This window comes from Aromatoleum buckelii (assembly GCF_012910785.2).
GTDB classification, from domain to species: Bacteria; Pseudomonadota; Gammaproteobacteria; order Burkholderiales; family Rhodocyclaceae; genus Aromatoleum; species Aromatoleum buckelii.
Genome location: NZ_WTVH02000010.1, coordinates 1501970 through 1518760, shown reverse-complemented (window position 1 = coordinate 1518760; position 16791 = coordinate 1501970). Strand labels below are relative to the sequence as shown.

Genomic DNA, 16791 nt, shown 5'->3' with positions numbered 1-16791 from the left:
CCTTTGCATTTCGGTTCAGGGTAGCGGCTCCATTTCAAAGGGGTGCCGGTTAGCGCGACAGGAGATATAGTCAAGACTGGTGTATGACCAGATCCTGATAGAAGGGCTTGATGAGGCGGCGTGCCTCTGCTGAGAATTGAGTTGTCGAGACCAAATTTTCAGCAACCACGGAGGCGCGCCTTGAAGAAGGATACGAGTGAGCAGTCGGTTGAGCAATCGGAAGTGGGGCTGTCGCTGGAGGAGCTGATCCGGCGCGGCGCGCGGGATCTCATCGAGCGGGCGATTGAAGTGGAGGTGCAGCAGTTGTTGGCCGAGTACGAGAACGTGCGGATGCTGGGCGGGAGCCGAGCGGTGGTCAGAAATGGCTACCTGCCGGCACGCGAGGTGCTCACGGCGGTCGGCAACGTCGAGGTGCGGGTACCCAAGGTGCGTGACCGCTCGGGCGCTGGGGTGAAGTTCAATTCCGCCTTGGTGCCGCCGTATGTTCGCCGCTCGGCGCGGGTGTCGGCGGCGTTGCCGTGGCTGTACCTGAAGGGCATCTCGACGGGCGACATGCGCGAGGCGCTCACCGTGCTGCTCGGCGATGAGGCCAAGGGCCTCTCCCCCAACGTGGTGAGCCGCCTGAAGGCCGAGTGGGCGAGCGACTACGCCGGCTGGATGAAGCGGGATTTGTCCGGCAGCCGCTACGTCTATTGGTGGGCCGACGGCGTGCACACCAGCCTGCGCGGCGAGGACGATGCCCGCCAGTGTCTGCTGGTCGTCATCGGCGTGCGGCTCGACGGCACCAAGGAACTGGTCACGATCGGCGACGGGCACCGCGAATCGAAGGCGTCCTGGCTCGAGTTGCTGCGCGACCTCAAGGCTCGTGGCCTCGAAGTCGGTCCGCGCCTGGCAGTAGGCGACGGGGCGCTGGGCTTCTGGGGGGCGCTCGACGAGCTCTACCCCGAAACCCGCCGGCAGCGCTGCTGGGTGCACAAGAGCGCCAACGTGCTCAACGCGCTGCCCAAGAGCCTGCAGGCCAAGGCGAAGGCGCAGCTCCACGAGATCTGGATGGCCCCGACGCGCGCCGCGGCCGTGAGCGCCTTCGAGCGCTTCGTCGAGAGCTACCAGGCGAAGTACCCGAAGGCGGCCGACAAGCTCGTCAGGGATCGCGACGCGCTGCTCGCCTTCTACGACTTCCCGGCCGAGCACTGGATTCACCTGCGCACGACCAACCCGATCGAGTCGACTTTCGCCACCGTGCGTCACCGCACTACCCGCACGAAGAACTGCGTGTCGCGCTCGAGCTTCCTCGGTCTCGCCTTCAAGCTCGTGCAGGAAGCCGAGAAATCCTGGCGGCGGATTCGCGGCGTTGAGCGCATTGCCGAACTGATGGGCGGCGTCGTCTTCAAGGACGGCGAACCCGTGAAAGACGAAGAGCACGAACAGCAGCGGCTCGCCGCCTGATCAGCCATGCCGGACGGGTCCATACACCAGAATTGACTTTAGCTCCGCGCGACAGGGCAGGGAGCTCCAGCAAGCATGCGTTACGCATGGAGCGGGTTAGTACTCGTATGTCCCGCTTGCGAGGACGCCAATATACCGGTACTGCCTTGATGGGAATCGTGAAGTCCTGCACGTCACGCCCGACAATTCCCCCTACATGAACTTCGGCTCCGCTACGATTGTCCGCGTCGATCAATCCTGGAAGCTCCGCAAAGAGCCGTCCCCCCGGTCGGCGCGACCGGCGGTTTGACGTCCGCAAACACACCCGCAATTATCCATTTTGATTATTTTGGTGGGGAGACGTAGCATGTGCGCCCCACCATTGAAAAACCTCACTCCACTCCTTCATTGACCAAGAGTTGGTCCAAAACCGTTATCAGCGACAGCAGATTTTTTAACGATGTCCTTTCAGTACCCCCGCTTTGTGCCAGACGGTGCCCGGCCTGTTGTTCTAGACCCGCGGCGGCGCCGATTGATTTCCGGCCTGGCTGCATTGTCCGCGCTGGCAACACTCCCCGTCCTCGGAGCGTGCGCCGCACTTCGACGTGCACCGGTCATCGCCATCCACCACTGGATCGGCTACGAGACCCTCTATCTCGCCCGCGATTTCAACCGCCTTCCTCCCGAGGTCGCGCTCCGTGAAGGGCTCACGGCGGTTGACTCGCTGCAGGCACTCAAGACCGGGGAGGCCGACGCGGCCTGCCTGACGCTCGATGAAGTCCTGCATGCGCGAGCGGCCGGCGTTGCGCTGACCGTCGTGCTGGTGTTCAACGTTTCTGCCGGCGCCGATGTCGTGCTTGCCCGCCCCGGTACCGAGAACCTCGCCGACCTGTCGGGGAAGCGGATCGGCGTTGAAAAAGGTGCGGTCGGCGCGCTGATGCTCGCCAAGATGCAGGAAGAGGCGGGGCTCGACGCTTCTGCCCTCACTGTTATCCACGTACCCGTGAATCTTCAGCATGCAGCCTGGGAAGCTGGTGAAATCGACGCTGTCGTCACCTATGAGCCGACGGCCACGCGCCTGATGAGGGCAGGGGGGCAGCGCCTGTTCGACAGCCGGCAGATTCCGGAGACGATCTTCGACGTGCTGGCTGTGCGCAGCGATCGGCTCGATCGTCAGGAAAACGCGCTACGCCGGATCGCCACGAGTCATTTCGATGCGCTCGAGCATATCCGCAGCAATCGCCAGGACGCGCTTTATCGCATTGCTGCGCGTCACGACGTGAGCGCGGAAGAGGCGAACCGGGCGCTCGCAGGAATCGTCCTCCCATCGCTCTCGGCGAATCGTGCCTTTCTTGCATCGTCCGGCTCAGGACTGTCGCGCGCGGCCGGTGTGCTTTCCGCGCTCATGACCGAACAAGGACTCCTCGCGAACGCGGATGCCGGCCATAACCTTTTCTCCGACTGCTGCCTGCCAGGATCTGTTTAAGCGGATGAAATATCTCCTTGCCGCCCTCCTGCTCGTGATTTCGGCACTGCCTGCCGCAGCAGGCGAAACCCTGACACTCGGCGTTTTGGCCTATCGCCCCAAGCCCCTGGTCGAAGCGAGCTACCAGCCGTTGGCCGAATATCTGAGCACCGAGTTGCGGGACACCCGGGTTGTCCTCGCCGTGCTCGACGAACACGAGATGAAAGCGGCGATGGCCAGCAATCGTCTCGACCTGGCTTTCACCACTCCGGGCCACTATCTCGTCCTGCGAGCGCAGAACGCCCTCGCCGGCGCATTGGCCACCCTGGTCAGCCGCAGGGAGGGCGAAGCGACGGATTCCCTCGGAGGTGTGATCATTACCGCATCCGGGCGGAAAGACATCCAGGGGCTCGACGATCTTAAAGGCCGCAAGATCGCCATTCCCAGCCAGGAATACTTGGCAGGCTACCAGGCGCAAGCTTACGAGCTCCTGCAACGCAGCATTCGCCTGCCGAGCGACGCCGAAATTCTCGAAGTCGGCAACCACGACGCGGTGGTCGACGCGGTACTGGCGGGCACGGCCGAAGTCGGTTTCGTCCGCTCCGGCATTCTCGAATCGCTCGTTGCAGCGGGCAGAATCGATTCCGCCGATTTCAAGGTCATCAACCGCCAGCATCTGCCGGGTTTTCCCTACCAAGTCTCGACCCGCCTGTATCCGGAATGGCCATTGCTCGCGCTGCCTCATGTCGACGCCCACGCAAGTCGGCGCATCGCCGGCGCGCTGCTCGCCCTCGAGCACGATCATCCCGCCGCACGTGCCGCCGGCATCGCAGGTTTCACGATCGCTGCCGATTACCTGCCGGTCGAGAAGCTCGCCAAGGCGCTGTATTTGCCTCCTTTCGACGCCACCCCGGAGATCAGGGTCATAGACCTGTGGCAAAACTACCGAGGGTGGATCCTCGCGCTGTCCGCGCTCCTGCTGCTGCTGACGGCGATGACGATCCGCATGGCTCGCGGCGAGCGCAGGTTGCGCGAACAGAGCCAGCGTCTCGCAGAAGTGATCTGGGGCACAAATATCGGCACCTGGGAATGGGAGGTCCAGACCGGCCTCGCCACGTTCAACGCGCGCTGGGCGGAAATCAGCGGGTACTCGCTCGGCGAAATCTCCCCGACCGATATCAACACCGCCAGGAGTCTTTCGCACCCCGACGATCTCGAACGCTCGAACGATCTGCTGGAGCGCTGCTTCAAGCGTGAAAGCGAAACCTACGAGTGCGAAATTCGCACACGTCACAAGAACGGCAGCTGGGTCTGGGTGCTCGATCGAGGTCGCGTCGTGGCGTGGACGCACGACGGCCAGCCGCGCCGGATGTCGGGAACGCGCCAGGACATCACCGCGCAGAAAAAGGCCGCCGCGCTCGTCGCCGACGACAAGGAGCGGCTGCACACGATCTTCGAGATCATGCCCGTCGGCATCGTGCTGACCGATCGCGAAGGGCGGATCGTCGAGTGCAACTCCGCCTCCGAACGGATGCTCGGAATCGGCAAGTCGCAATTGCTGACCCAGTCTGTCGGCGACGCCGGATGGGAGGTTTTCAGTGCGGATGGCAGCCCGATGGTGCCGGCCGAGTATGCCGGTGCGCGCGCGCTTGCCGAGCAGCGCCCGATTCATTACAGCAGCATGGAAGTGCGCACGCCCGGCAGCAGCACCTGGCTGCGCGTCAGCGCGACGCCGCTGGACCACCCCCTCTACGGAGTGGTCGTCGCGCACATCGACGTCACCGACAAGCGCAACACCGAAGCCCGCCTGCGCCTCGCCGCAAGCGTATTCACGCATGTCCGGGAGGGGATTGTCATCACCGACGCCCACGCCACGATCATCGAGGTCAACGACGCCTTCACCGCCGTCACGGGCTATCGACGCGACGAGGTGACAGGCCAGTCGCTGCAGGTCCTCCAGTCCGGGCTCCACCCGGACGAGTATTACAAAGCGATATGGCGTGCGCTCCGCGACAGCGGCCACTGGCACGGCGAGATGTGGAACCGGCGCAAGAATGGCGAGGTGTATGCGGAAATGCTGGACATCAGCGCAGTCCGCGATTCCCACGGGCGAACCCAGAACTACGTCGCGCTATTCACCGACATCACGCCGCTGAAGGACCACCAGAAGCAGCTGGAGCGCATCGCCTACCATGACCCGCTGACGAACCTGCCCAATCGCGCGCTGTACGCCGATCGCCTACAACAGGCGATGTCCCAGTGCAGCCGGCGCGGCCAGCACGTGGCAATAGCGTATATCGACCTCGATGGCTTCAAGGCAGTGAACGATAACCACGGCCATCACGTCGGCGATCAGCTGCTGGTCAGCATCGCCCTGCGCCTGAGGGAAGTGCTGCGGGAAGGGGACACGCTGGCCCGCCTCGGCGGGGATGAGTTCGCCGCGGTGCTCGTCGACCTCAACAGTCCTGCCGACTGCAAGCCGGTGCTCGAGCGTCTGCTCCACGCAGCGTCTGCTCCGGTTCCATTGGGCACGCTCACGCTGGGCGTTTCCGCCAGCGTCGGGGTGACGCTTTTCCCGCAGGACAAGGTCGATGCGGACCAGCTTGTACGCCACGCTGACACGGCGATGTACCGGGCGAAGAGGGCGGGCAAGAACACTTACCGGTTCTTCGACGGGCAGTCCCCTCCGGACTCCTCTCAAGCGGCGCGCAGCAACACGACAAGTTCCTCCACTGCACTTCGCGACTGAACATCCAGCGCTGTGGTCCGGCGCTCGATCTCGTTCGCGATATCGGCCATCAGCCAGTCCAGCTCATCGAGCGTCGCCCGCAGTTCGTTCAGCACGACGCTGTCTTCACGCGCGAGCTCGAGCAGGACTTCGAGATCGTCGGGATTGATGCCCGACTGCAGCACCAATGAGCGCAGCATCGCCATCCGCTCCTTCAGGAACGCGAGTTCCGGGGACGCGGCCTGCGCGTCGAGGCGGTCGCACAGTGCGGGCCAGCTCCCGAGGACTTCGGCGACGCGGGTCAACTGCACGGTCGCGTCGTGGTCGGAGGGCGTATCTTGAGAGGCGTTCGGGTCGGTACGCAGCAATTGACGCAGCGCCCCGACAGCCGCCGGTTCGAACCGGCGTTGATTCAGCCGCAGCAGGACGTCCAGTCGTTGCATCTCGGAGCGGCGTACCAGAGCTTCCGTCACTTCGGCGACACACAGCAGGCCGGCAAGCGGGTGAATCTGCCCGGCGCGCAAGCCATATGGATAACCGCTGCCGTCGAGGCGCTCGTGATGGTGCAGCACTGCCTGCATCGCGGGCGATGAAACGCCGGGGAGATCGCGCAGCACGACGTAGCTCGTGATCGGATGGACGTGGATGAAGCGCCGCTGCTCGGGCGTCACCTGGTGACCGGACGCGAGCAGCGCCGGATCGGTGTGCATTTCACCAATGTCGTGACAAAGCGCCGCCAGCAGCAAGTCCTGCTTGTCCCGATTGGACAGCCCCAGCCGAGAAGCGATCGAGTGGGTGATCAATGCCGTACGCAGGGAATGGTGGAAAAGGCCGCTGCGTTTTTCCCGCATCACTGTCAGCCGGAAAGCCAGCGGCCGCGGCAATGCAAGCGCTGCCAATCCTTGTCGGAAACCCAGCGGATCACCGGTGCGCTGCGCCAGCCGGGCCATTGCCATGTCTGCCGCGAGCATCTTGCTGGCGTCGTTCGCCAGTTGGGCCGCATTCACGGGGTTTTCGGTCGCCAGCACCCGATCGAGCGGGACGCGCAGCTTGTGGAGATTCAGCCGCTCGCATTGACTGCGGTTTATGCGCGTGCCCTTGGCAATGAGCTTCATGCCGTTTGCGGCGAAGACATGCTCGTGGGCGACGACCTCGCGTTCTTCGCCCATCTCCGTCAACGATCGTACGTAATGAGGCCTTTCCCCCGGAAGTTCGGCCAGATCGATCAACGGACAGGGCGGTTGTTGCATGGCGGTCGAAAGACGATTCAGGGGTGCCCATGTTAATACACTTCATGCATATCATGAGTCATTCCAATGACTTATTCCCACGCGGTGACGCACCGGCAGAGGATGCGTACGGGCTCGTGCCTGACCGCCACGACCATCCGAAACGCGGGCAAAATCCCCGAGCTACTCGGTCTTGTCACCTTTGTCGAAAAGCTTGGCCGCCTTGCTTGCGGTGACCGACCCGGCGCGGAAGTAGCGCATCACGGACGGGATGCTGCGGTGCCCGGTCAGCGCCATGGTTTCTCCCAGGGGAATCAGCTGTTTCGCAGCCTCTGTCACGAACCCGGAGCGCAGAGAGTGAGCGCTGAAATCCCCGTCGAGGCCGGCAAGCAGGCACCGCTCCCGGACGATCGTGCGCACTGCCGAAGCGGACAGAGCCCCGCGCAAGCTCCCACTCTTGTCGATCTGGCGGAACAACGGCCCGGACGCCAGGCCCGTCGCCGCAAGCCAGTCCGCCAAGGCGCGGCCGGCAGCGCCGACGACAGGCTTGAGGTCGTCTGCCTTGACGGTTCCCGACTGGTTCGTTTTCGATGCGCCGAGTTCAAAGATGAATTCATCGGGGCCGACCCTTTTCAGGTCTTCCACCCGAAGGCTCACGATCTCGGACCGGCGACGCCCGCCGGAAGCCCATCCCAGCAGCAGGATCGCCCGATCCCGCAAGCCCTTGAGCGAGTCGTCGCACGTTCCGACCAGTTGCTCGAGCAGTTCCCGAGTGAGGGCAGCCTTGCCTTTGGGGCGTTCGCCCCGTTTTGCGTAGGAACGTCGGGTTCGAGCAATGAGATCGCGCACTGCAGGGCTTCGGCATGGGTTCTCGAGTTCGGGACTGCGCTTGTGCAGCGATGACAGGACCGACACCCGGTGATTGAGCGTGGAAAGCGCCATCGGACCGATTTTCGCCTTGTATCCCTTTTTCACGAGGATCACGTCGAGCGAATCGGGAAGATCGCAGCGCAGCCCGCCGGGCGTCGATCGCTGCGCATGATCGACGATGAACTGGATCACCGCAGGTACCGGCACCGGAAACTTGAGCGGCTTTCGATAGCGCAGCGCAAACCACGCCGCCCAATAGCGCAGTGCGGCGCGGTAGCTGGCGTCGGTGTTCGCCGATGTTCCCTCGGCGAGGATTTCATCGACCGCCTGTTGCGTCAGCGGGTCCAAAGCGTCCGGATCCATTACTGCAACGTTGCTTGCCAATGCCGGCAGAGTATCGTCAAGGTTCATGTCGTATTTGTATGCTGTATTGTGTAGTGTATTTTACATTAACCTAGTTATTACATCCGATAACTTTCGATTATCGAATGTAATAATTAATGCAAGAAAGAGGGGAGGTCAAGCGAAATGCTCGAGATCGGGAAGCGTGGCGGCGTCGGCCAACGGGACGTTTGGGAAGCCGCGGACGCGTTGTTGCTGACGGGATTCCGGCCCACGGTCGAACGCATCCGCGGGCAAATCGGACGAGGTTCGCCGAACACGGTCGGACCGCATCTGGATTCGTGGTTCAAGGCGCTCGGCAGCCGAATCCAGGATCCTGCAGCCTTTTGTGCGTCGCCGGGGGCGCCCGACGCAGTCACTCAGGCCGCCCGGACGTTTTGGGAGGCGGCGTTGACCGCAGCGCGCCAGGCATGCACGGATGAACTGACTCAGGATCGCGAAGCTCTTGCGCAGGAAGCCGCCAGCATCGAGAAGGAACGTGCAGATTTGGCGGGACAGCGGATTCGCCTGGCCGACGCAGCCGAAACCCAACAGACGCTTATCGACACGCTGAAGACGCAAGTGGAGGACGCCAGAGCAAGCCTCAACGCCACTGCCGCGGAACGCGTGTCGCTGATTGCAAGCCATGAACGCCAGATTGTGCAACTCCATGTCGAACGGGAAACGCTTGAAGGCAGGCTCGGGGCAGCCGACGAAAAGCTGGTCGCCCTGCAAAACGAGCTCAGCGCCGTCAAGTCGGGTTGCGACCGCGACATCAAGGAGGCGCTCCTTCGCTTCGATCAGGCGCGTAGCGAAGCCCGAGTTGCACAAAACGCGCTTGCGGAACTCCGTCAGCATGCTTCTGCGCAAGAGACCGCCCTCGCTTCCCTGACGAAGCAGCTGGCGGCGGCCGAGGCCGAGCAGAAAATCGCCATCAAGGCAAAAGTCTCGCTGGAGAACGCTGTTGCAGCCGAAAAGGCCGAGGCTCTGGAAGTCAAAAGCAAGGTGCAAACCCTAGAGACCGACCTCCGCCAGGCCGAGGCAGTTGAGGCGACCCTGCAGGCTGCACTGGATGCCGAGCGCTCACGTGCCGGTGAACTCGCCCTCCTCCTTGGCAACAGCCAAGGTGAAATCGTTCAGGCTCTGCGTTCGCTGGAGCAGTCGAACAAAGACTCCCCGGCAGGACTTGACCCTCGTCGCCGAACCACCAAAAGAAAGCGGGGAATCCCGATGCGATGAGCGGAGATTAGTCTCCCGGGGCAGCGCCATAGAGATCCGCGCGCAGCACCCGGAACTGGAGCCCCCGGGGCGGCTGGTATGTACATGGTTTTTTTGGCTAAACTCCGCGTTCTTCCGCAACCGACCGGGAACCCCCGCTCGATGTCCGCCCCGGTCCCTCCTTTTCCACCTTTACCATTGAGCGCTCCCGAGTCCTCGCTCACCATCGCCCAGCGCCTGTTTCATCACGCCTGGCCGGTGCTCGTTGCCCAGCTGCTGTCGATGAGCATGCTGATCGCCGACACCCTCATCACCGGACGCTACGGTACCCTCGACCTGGCCGCGGTCGCGGTCGGCAGCGGCGTCTACATTTCGATCGCGATGCTGCTCGTCGGCGTGCTGCAGGCGGTCGCTCCGACTGTCGCCCATCATTTCGGCGCCCGCCGCGTCGACGCGATCGGCCCGGCGCTGCAGCAGGGATTCTGGCTGGCGCTGATGCTTGCGCTGCCCGGCATTGCGCTGCTCGCCTTCCCCGGTTTCCTGCTCGAACTCAGCAGCGTGCCTGCCGACGTGGCCGGGAAGACCCGGGATTATTTGCTCGCGACCGCGTTCGGCCTGCCCGCAGTCCTGCTGTACCGCACTTTCTACGCTTTCAACAACGCGCTCGGCCGTCCCCGCGCGCTGATGTTGATCAGCTTCATCGTCACCGCGACGCATGTTCCGCTCGCCTGGACATTGGTGCACGGCGGCTTCGGCTTGCCCCCCCTCGGCGTGGTCGGCTGCGGCATCTCGACTGCAATCGTGAACTGGATCGCGTTCGCGTGCGGCGCGGGCTATCTCGCCCGCAACCGCGATTACCGTCCCTACCGACTGTTTGCCAACTGGCAGCCGCCGCGCCGGCGCGATCTCCTTGCCCTGCTGAAACTGGGCATCCCGATGGGGCTGTCGACGTTCATCGAAGTGTCGTCGTTCACGCTGATCGCGCTGTTCGCCGCCCGGCTCGGTGCCGAGGCGGTGGCGGGACACCGCGTCGTCGCAAACCTGGCCGCGCTGATCTACATGCTTCCGCTGGCGATATCGATCGCGATCCTGGTGCTCGTCGGGCAGGCTGCGGGCGCCCGTGAGCCGGCGCGCGCACGGACGACGGTCCGCGTCGGGATGGGCCTGACGGTCGCGCTCGTTGCCTTGATCGGCGTGCTGCTGTGGGTCGGACGCGAGCCGGTCGTTGCGCTGTTTTCCGCAGACCCGGCAGTGCGCGCAGTGGCGCTCGGACTGGTGTTCTACATCTGCATCTACCAGATTTTCGACGCCGTGCAGACGGTCGCGGCCCACGCGCTGCGCGGCTACAAGGTGACGTTCATGCCGATGCTGCTGCACGCGTTGTGTTTCTGGGGGATCGCGCTGGCCGGAGGTTACTGGCTCGCGTTCCACGCCCCGGGGCGCGAGCAGTCGCCTACCGTCGCCGGCTTCTGGGAAGCGAGCGTCGTCGCGACGGTCCTCGCGTCGGCGCTGTTCGGCTGGCTGCTGCACGTCGTGATGCGGCGCCCGCAAAACGTGCAGACCTGAACGGTCAGCCGCCCAGCCAGCCTTTGCGCAGCGCGAGCGCCGCCGCCGGGGGCTTGGCGGCGAGCGTGAGTTTTGCCGTATCGGCCGGCGCTGCCGCCAGTTCGACATCGAAGCTCATCAGCTCGTCGCGACGAAACGCGTGGATCTCGACTCGCTCGCCCGCCTTGCGCCGCGCCAGCTGCGCTTCGAGCGAGCTTCCCGTCACTTTCAAACCATCCATCGCGACGAGCACGTCACCGGCCGACAGTCCTGCCGCCTGCGCCGGTCCGTCGTCATAGACGCTGGCGAGCTTCGCTTCGCCCGAATTCGGGGCGAGCTTCGCGCCAAGCGTCGGGCCTTTCGATGCCCCTTCGACCTCGCACGCGACACCGAAAGGCTTCAGCAGGCGTGCGAGCGGCAGGTCTTCGGTCCCGTGCACGGCTTTCGCGAGCCAGCGAGCGAGTCGTCGCCCTGCACCTTTCCCGCCGCGTTCGCCAACTTCCTCGACGAGCGCGAACAGCCCGTCCTCCTCGACCCCGACGCCTGTGCGGCCATGCCGCTGCCACAGCAGGCGCATCACGTCGTCGAGGCTCACGCTGCCGGCGCTCGCCGCTCGCAACTGCAGGTCCAGCGCCAGCGCGATCAAAGCGCCTTTGGCGTAATAGCTGACGATCGCGTTAGGGGCGTTCTCGTCCTGCCGGTAGTACTTGATCCACGCATCGAACGACGACTCGGCGACGCTCTGCTTGAGCCGGCCGCCGCCGCGCAACACGTTCGAGACCGTCTTGCCGAGCAGGCCGAGATAGTCCTCGATCGGGATCACACCCGAACGGACGAGCGCGAGGTCGTCGTAATACGACGTGAAGCCTTCGAAAGCCCACAGCAGGCGCGTGTAGTTCTCGCTCTGCAGGTCATACGGCGTGAACGCGGCCGGCCTGATCCGCTTCACGTTCCAGGTGTGGAAATACTCGTGGCTGCACAGCCCGAGAAAAGTCTTGTAGCCGTCGGGCACACCGTTCATACCGGGGTACGGCAGGTCGTTGCGGCTCGCCAGCAACGCGGTCGATGCGCGGTGTTCGAGACCGCCGTAGCCGTCCCCGACGACCATCGTCAGGAACAGGTAGCGATCGACCGGCGCCGGCAAGCCGAAGAGTTCGATCTGCCAGGCGCAGATGCGCGCGAGGTCCGCGCACAGACGCCGCGTGTCGCAGTCGTGGCGGCCGGTGAGTGCGATTTCGTGTGGCACCCCCGCCGCCTCGAACACCTCGTGGGTGAAGGTTCCCATCTCGACGGGATGATCGACGAGTTCGTCGTAGCTGTCGGTGCGGTAGCACCCGAACCCCATCGGCATCGCCGCGCCGATCTCGCCGACCGCGCGCGGCAACGTCGTCGCAACCTTCCAGCGCCGGGAAGTGGTTGGTGGTGGTGGAAGGATCTCGACGAGACAGCGCCGCTCCGCATGCCCTTCGACGGCGAGGAACATGCTTGTGCCGTTGAAGAATCCGTGGGTCGGATCGAGGTGCGCGGCTCGCACTGACAGATCCCACGCGTAGACGTCATACACCAGCGTCAGGGCACGCCCGGGCGCAACGCGCGCCGCCCGCCAGGTGTGCTTGTCGAGCTTGTCGACCACGACCGCCCTGCCCTCGCACTCGGCCCGCAAGGTGACAATGTTGCGGGCAAATTCCCGAATCATGTAGCTGCCCGGAATCCACGCCGGCAGGCGGAACACCTGTCCGCCAGGGGCCGGGTCGCTGACCGTGCACGTGACTTCGAACAAGTGCGAGGCAGGCCGGATCGGCGCGATGGTGTAACGGACGGGCGGCAGACCGGTCATGTGCGATTCCGCGGAAAAAAGGTGGCCCGGGATTCTAGCGCGGAGTGCGCCAGGACCGCCTGCCTTGCTCCGCCGGGGAATTGTGGCGCGAATGCCTCATTTTTGTGCAGGCGCAACATTCCCTTTGTGTTCAACGCCCTGCCCGGCATCCCCACAAGTTGTCCACATACCTGCCCACGGTGCGTGGGGATAAGGGACGGCCGGAAAAACCGACCGGGACCCCACCATTCAGCCCGAACCGATCCGGGCGAGAAACTGGTCGAGACGGTTCGCGAACACCTGCCGGTCAGCCTGGGTGAGCGCTGCCGGGCCGCCGGTCTGTACGCCCGACGAGCGCAAGGTGTCCATGAAATCACGCAAGTTCAACAGCTCACGGATGTTCTCGGTCGAGTAGAACTCGCCCCGCGGGTTCAGCGCGTGGCCGCCGCACGCGATGACTTCGGCGGCCAGCGGGATGTCCGCAGTGACCACGAGGTCGCCCGTGGCGAGCCGCCTGACAATTTCATTGTCGGCGACGTCGAAGCCAGGCGGCACCTGCAAGCTCTTGATCCACAGGGAGCGTGGCGGGAACAGCGGTTGGTTAGCGACCAGCGTCAACAGCACCCCGGTCCGTTCGGCCGCACGGTAGAGGATTTCCTTGATCACTTTCGGACAAGCATCGGCATCCACCCAGATCTGCATGTGCGTACTCCCGTCAGGACTGCCAGCGCGCACGATACATCGCATTCGGCAGCGATCGTGCACGGGGCTGCTGCATCAGAGCTTTGGTGCCGATCCGACCATCTCCCCGTTTCCGGGACGAATCAGAATCCGGAGCTGATCCAGGTGTCGGGGAAGGACTCGACGGCGATTTTACAATCCGGGTACTGGTCCGGTTGCTTTTTGATCTGCACACACTGGTCGCAGTACGTGATGAGGCCCTGCTCCCTGAAGCCGAGCGTGCCGCACCCGGCGACCTCGACCCGATACATCGAGCCATCCTTCACCCACGTTCCCGGCACGGACATCGACGTGCGGTCGGGGCGGATGATGCGCACTTCAGCTTTCCCATTTCCGGTGTTGATCACATAGGCTCCCGGCTCACTCGGCCCGGTAGATTCGGTGGGACCAGAACATGCTGCCAGGACGACCGCGGAGAAAGATGCGAGCAGCGCAGGGAGAGTCGATTTCACGGATGTGTTCCTTCAAGGCCATGCTGTACAGCCCACCGGGAAGCCGGCGGGAGGAAATGCTGCACAGTGCAGGAACGGCACGAACGGTTCATTGAGCTTACGCAATTCGGGACTGTTTCAGAAATTGAAAAAAACGAACGAGCAGCCCAACCGAGGGCGGCTCGCCCCTGTCCGGTTCCGTCAACGACAAGGAGTGGCCCATTGGAACAGAACGTGTCTGTTCAGGCGCCGCCCGCAGGTTACTGTGCTACGTTGGCGTCGCCCGCGGCAACTTCATTGGAATTTTCTTCATGCTTCGTTCTCTCGCAAAACGCGACGTGCTGATCGTCACCCTGTCTGCGGCCGGCATCCTGATGGTGACAATGGGCGCCCGGCAGTCGATGGGCCTGTTCGTGTCGCCGCTCAACACTTCGACGGGACTCGGCATCGCAACGATCAGTCTCGCGCTCGCGATCGGCCAATTCATGTGGGGCGCGATCCAGCCTCTCGCGGGCGCAGCCGCCGACCGCTACGGCCCGGCGAAAGTGCTGGTCGCCGGGCTGCTGGTGCTGGCGCTGGGCAGTGCGGTGACGCCCTTCATGACTTCGGGAGTGGGCCTGATCGTCTCGCTCGGCCTGCTGTCGGCGATCGGCTCGGGTGCCGGCAGCTTCTCGGTGCTGATCGGCGCGGCCGCCCAGCGGCTGCCGCTCGAAGCGCGCGGTTCAGCTTCCGGAGTCATCAACGCCGGCGGCTCGTTCGGGCAGTTCGTGTTCGCGCCGGTCCTGCAGAAATTGATTCAGGGCGTCGGCTGGATGGGGGCGATGTGGGCGCTCGCGCTGATGACGCTCGCCGCACTGCCGCTCGTCGGCAGGCTGACGACGTCCGGCAAGGCGCCGGTCCGGCACGCTCACGACGATACCGGCCTGTGGAACAGCGTTTGCACCGCGATGGGCGACCGCAGCTACCTGCTGCTGCACGCCGGTTTTTTCACCTGCGGCTTCCACATCGCCTTTCTCGTCACCCACCTGCCGGGCGAAGTCGACCTGTGCGGCCTGCCGCCGTCGGTGGCCAGCTGGTCGCTCGCGATCATCGGCCTGGCCAACATCGTCGGCAGCCTTTATGCGGGCGCATGGGTGTCGCGCTATCGCAGCAAATACGTGCTCGCGGCGATGTACGGTTCGCGCGCGCTCCTGGTCGGTGCCTACCTGCTGATGCCGAAAACCGACCTGACGTTCTACTTGTTCGCCGCCGGCCTGGGCTTCACCTGGCTCGCGACCGTACCGCCGACGGCCGCGCTCGTCGGCAAGCTGTTCGGCATTCGCTACCTGGGGACCCTGTTCGGCCTGACGCTGCTGTCGCACCAGATCGGCGGCTTCCTCGGCGCGTACCTCGGCGGCCTGGCGATCACGCAGCGCGGCGATTTCACGTGGATGTGGTACGCCGACATGGCGCTCGCGGCCGCGGCGGCGCTGGTGAACCTGCCGATCCGCGAAGCGCGGATGCACGCCGCTGCGGCAACGGCCTGAATAGTTGTTCCGGGTTCGAAACCGCGCTGGTTATACTTTTTCCGTCAACCACCCGAGGAACTCCCGAATGAAGCTCGAAACGCTCGCCGTCCATGGCGGCTACAGTCCGGACCCGACCACCAAGGCGGTCGCCGTGCCGATCTACCAGACCACCTCGTACGCGTTCGACGACACCCAGCACGGCGCGGACCTGTTCGACCTCAAGGTGCAAGGCAACATCTACACGCGCATCATGAACCCGACCCAGGACGTGCTCGAAAAGCGCGTCGCGGCGCTCGAAGGGGGGATCGCCGGCCTGGCGATGGCCTCCGGCATGGCGGCGATCACCGCGGCGATCCAGACGATCGCCGAAGCCGGCGACAACATCGTCACGTCGAGCACGCTGTACGGCGGCACCTACAACCTGTTCGCACACACGCTGCCGCAATACGGCGTCGAAGTGCGCTTTGCCGATTACCGCGACCCGGAAGCGTTCGAGCGCCTGATCGACGGACGCACGAAAGCGGTGTTCTGCGAATCGGTCGGCAATCCGCTCGGCAACATCACCGACTTCGAGAAGCTCGCTGAAGTCGCGCACCGCAACGGCGTGCCTCTGATCGTCGACAACACCGTCCCGTCGCCGTACCTGTGCCGCCCGTTCGAGCACGGCGCCGACATCGTCGTTCATGCGCTGACGAAATATCTCGGCGGGCACGGCAACTCGCTCGGCGGCATCATCGTCGATTCGGGCAAGTTCCCGTGGGCGGAGCACAAGGAGAGGTTCAGGCGGCTCAACGAGCCGGACGTCTCGTACCACGGGGTCGTGTATACCGAAGCGCTCGGCCCGGCAGCCTACATCGCGCGTGCCCGTGTCGTGCCGCTGCGCAACATGGGCGCGGCGATTTCGCCGTTCAACGCGTTCCTGATCTTGCAGGGCATCGAGACGCTCGCGCTGCGGATGGACCGCATCTGCGAAAACAGCGTCAGGATCGCGAGCTTCCTGAAGAACCATCCGAAAGTGAGCTGGGTGAACTACGCCGGCCTGCCGGATCACGAGGATCACGGGTTGGTGCAGCGCTACATGGGCGGGCGCGCCTCGGGCATCCTCACGTTCGGCGTGCAGGGCGGGAGCGCCGCCGGCGCCCACTTCCAGGATGCGTTGAAACTGGTCACCCGCCTCGTCAATATCGGTGACTGCAAGACGCTCGCGTGCCATCCGGCATCGACGACGCATCGCCAGCTGTCGGCGGACGAGATGGCGACGGCCGGCGTTTCCGAAGACATGATCCGGCTGTCGGTCGGCATCGAGCACATCGACGACCTGATCGCCGACCTCGACGGCGCGCTCGCGGCCGCCTGACGGGCGCACATCCGGCACTCCGGTGCCGGGACCCCGTGCACCGCGCGCGCTGTGCAGTTCGAACCGGGGCGGAAAAT

12 protein-coding genes are annotated in these 16791 nt (G+C 64.3%); 7 read left to right on the top strand and 5 right to left on the bottom strand.

The annotated features are described in order from the left end of the window. Positions 1-180 precede the first annotated feature (180 nt). The 3 genes from GO608_RS17825 to GO608_RS17815 all read left to right on the top strand — a co-directional run bounded on the left by GO608_RS17825 (position 181) and on the right by GO608_RS17815 (position 5639). Positions 181-1446 (top strand): IS256-like element ISAzo34 family transposase, encoded by a 1266-nt coding sequence (locus GO608_RS17825; RefSeq protein ID WP_169200659.1) that lies wholly within the window; start codon positions 181-183, stop codon positions 1444-1446. A gap of 511 nt (positions 1447-1957) precedes the next feature. Continuing rightward, positions 1958-2911 (top strand): ABC transporter substrate-binding protein, encoded by a 954-nt coding sequence (locus tag GO608_RS17820; protein ID WP_247003286.1) that lies wholly within the window; start codon positions 1958-1960, stop codon positions 2909-2911. Between the two features lie 4 nt (positions 2912-2915). Then, positions 2916-5639 (top strand): PhnD/SsuA/transferrin family substrate-binding protein, encoded by a 2724-nt coding sequence (locus tag GO608_RS17815; RefSeq protein WP_169197533.1) that lies wholly within the window; start codon positions 2916-2918, stop codon positions 5637-5639. On the opposite strand, the gene GO608_RS17810 is transcribed toward GO608_RS17815, so the two are convergent. Both GO608_RS17810 and GO608_RS17805 read right to left on the bottom strand, forming a co-directional pair. Then, on the bottom strand, positions 5588-6787 hold the full coding sequence (locus tag GO608_RS17810; protein WP_169197534.1) for an HD-GYP domain-containing protein: 1200 nt from the start codon (positions 6785-6787) through the stop codon (positions 5588-5590). The genes GO608_RS17815 and GO608_RS17810 overlap by 52 nt on opposite strands. Positions 6788-7030: 243 nt before the next feature. After that, complete coding sequence (locus GO608_RS17805) at positions 7031-7909, bottom strand: site-specific integrase (protein WP_247003284.1); 879 nt, start codon at positions 7907-7909, stop codon at positions 7031-7033. Between the two features lie 336 nt (positions 7910-8245). On the opposite strand from GO608_RS17805, the gene GO608_RS17800 reads away from it, so the two are divergent. Further along, complete coding sequence (locus GO608_RS17800) at positions 8246-9337, top strand: DNA-binding protein (RefSeq protein ID WP_169197536.1); 1092 nt, start codon at positions 8246-8248, stop codon at positions 9335-9337. A 141-nt stretch (positions 9338-9478) separates the two neighbouring features. Further along, positions 9479-10882, top strand: a complete 1404-nt coding sequence (locus GO608_RS17795; protein WP_169197537.1) for an MATE family efflux transporter — start codon at positions 9479-9481, stop codon at positions 10880-10882. A gap of 4 nt (positions 10883-10886) precedes the next feature. Here GO608_RS17795 and GO608_RS17790 read toward each other — a convergent pair whose 3' ends face one another. From GO608_RS17790 to GO608_RS17780, 3 genes are all read right to left on the bottom strand, one after another. After that, positions 10887-12698 carry a M61 family metallopeptidase gene (locus GO608_RS17790; RefSeq protein WP_169197538.1) on the bottom strand — a complete coding sequence of 604 codons (1812 nt, stop codon included), beginning with the start codon at positions 12696-12698 and terminating at the stop codon, positions 10887-10889. A 228-nt stretch (positions 12699-12926) separates the two neighbouring features. Continuing rightward, the gene (locus GO608_RS17785) at positions 12927-13379 is read right to left on the bottom strand and encodes a YaiI/YqxD family protein (protein ID WP_169197539.1); all 453 of its coding nucleotides are present in this window, start codon (positions 13377-13379) and stop codon (positions 12927-12929) included. Positions 13380-13501: 122 nt separating this feature from the next. Next, complete coding sequence (locus tag GO608_RS17780) at positions 13502-13870, bottom strand: hypothetical protein (RefSeq protein WP_169197540.1); 369 nt, start codon at positions 13868-13870, stop codon at positions 13502-13504. 290 nt (positions 13871-14160) lie between these two features. Between GO608_RS17780 and GO608_RS17775 the strand changes: the two genes are divergently transcribed. Together GO608_RS17775 and GO608_RS17770 are read left to right on the top strand one after the other, a co-directional pair. Next, positions 14161-15375, top strand: a complete 1215-nt coding sequence (locus GO608_RS17775) for an MFS transporter (RefSeq protein ID WP_169197541.1) — start codon at positions 14161-14163, stop codon at positions 15373-15375. 67 nt (positions 15376-15442) lie between these two features. After that, positions 15443-16714 carry an O-acetylhomoserine aminocarboxypropyltransferase/cysteine synthase family protein gene (locus GO608_RS17770; protein ID WP_169197542.1) on the top strand — a complete coding sequence of 424 codons (1272 nt, stop codon included), beginning with the start codon at positions 15443-15445 and terminating at the stop codon, positions 16712-16714. The last annotated feature ends 77 nt before the right edge of the window (positions 16715-16791 follow it).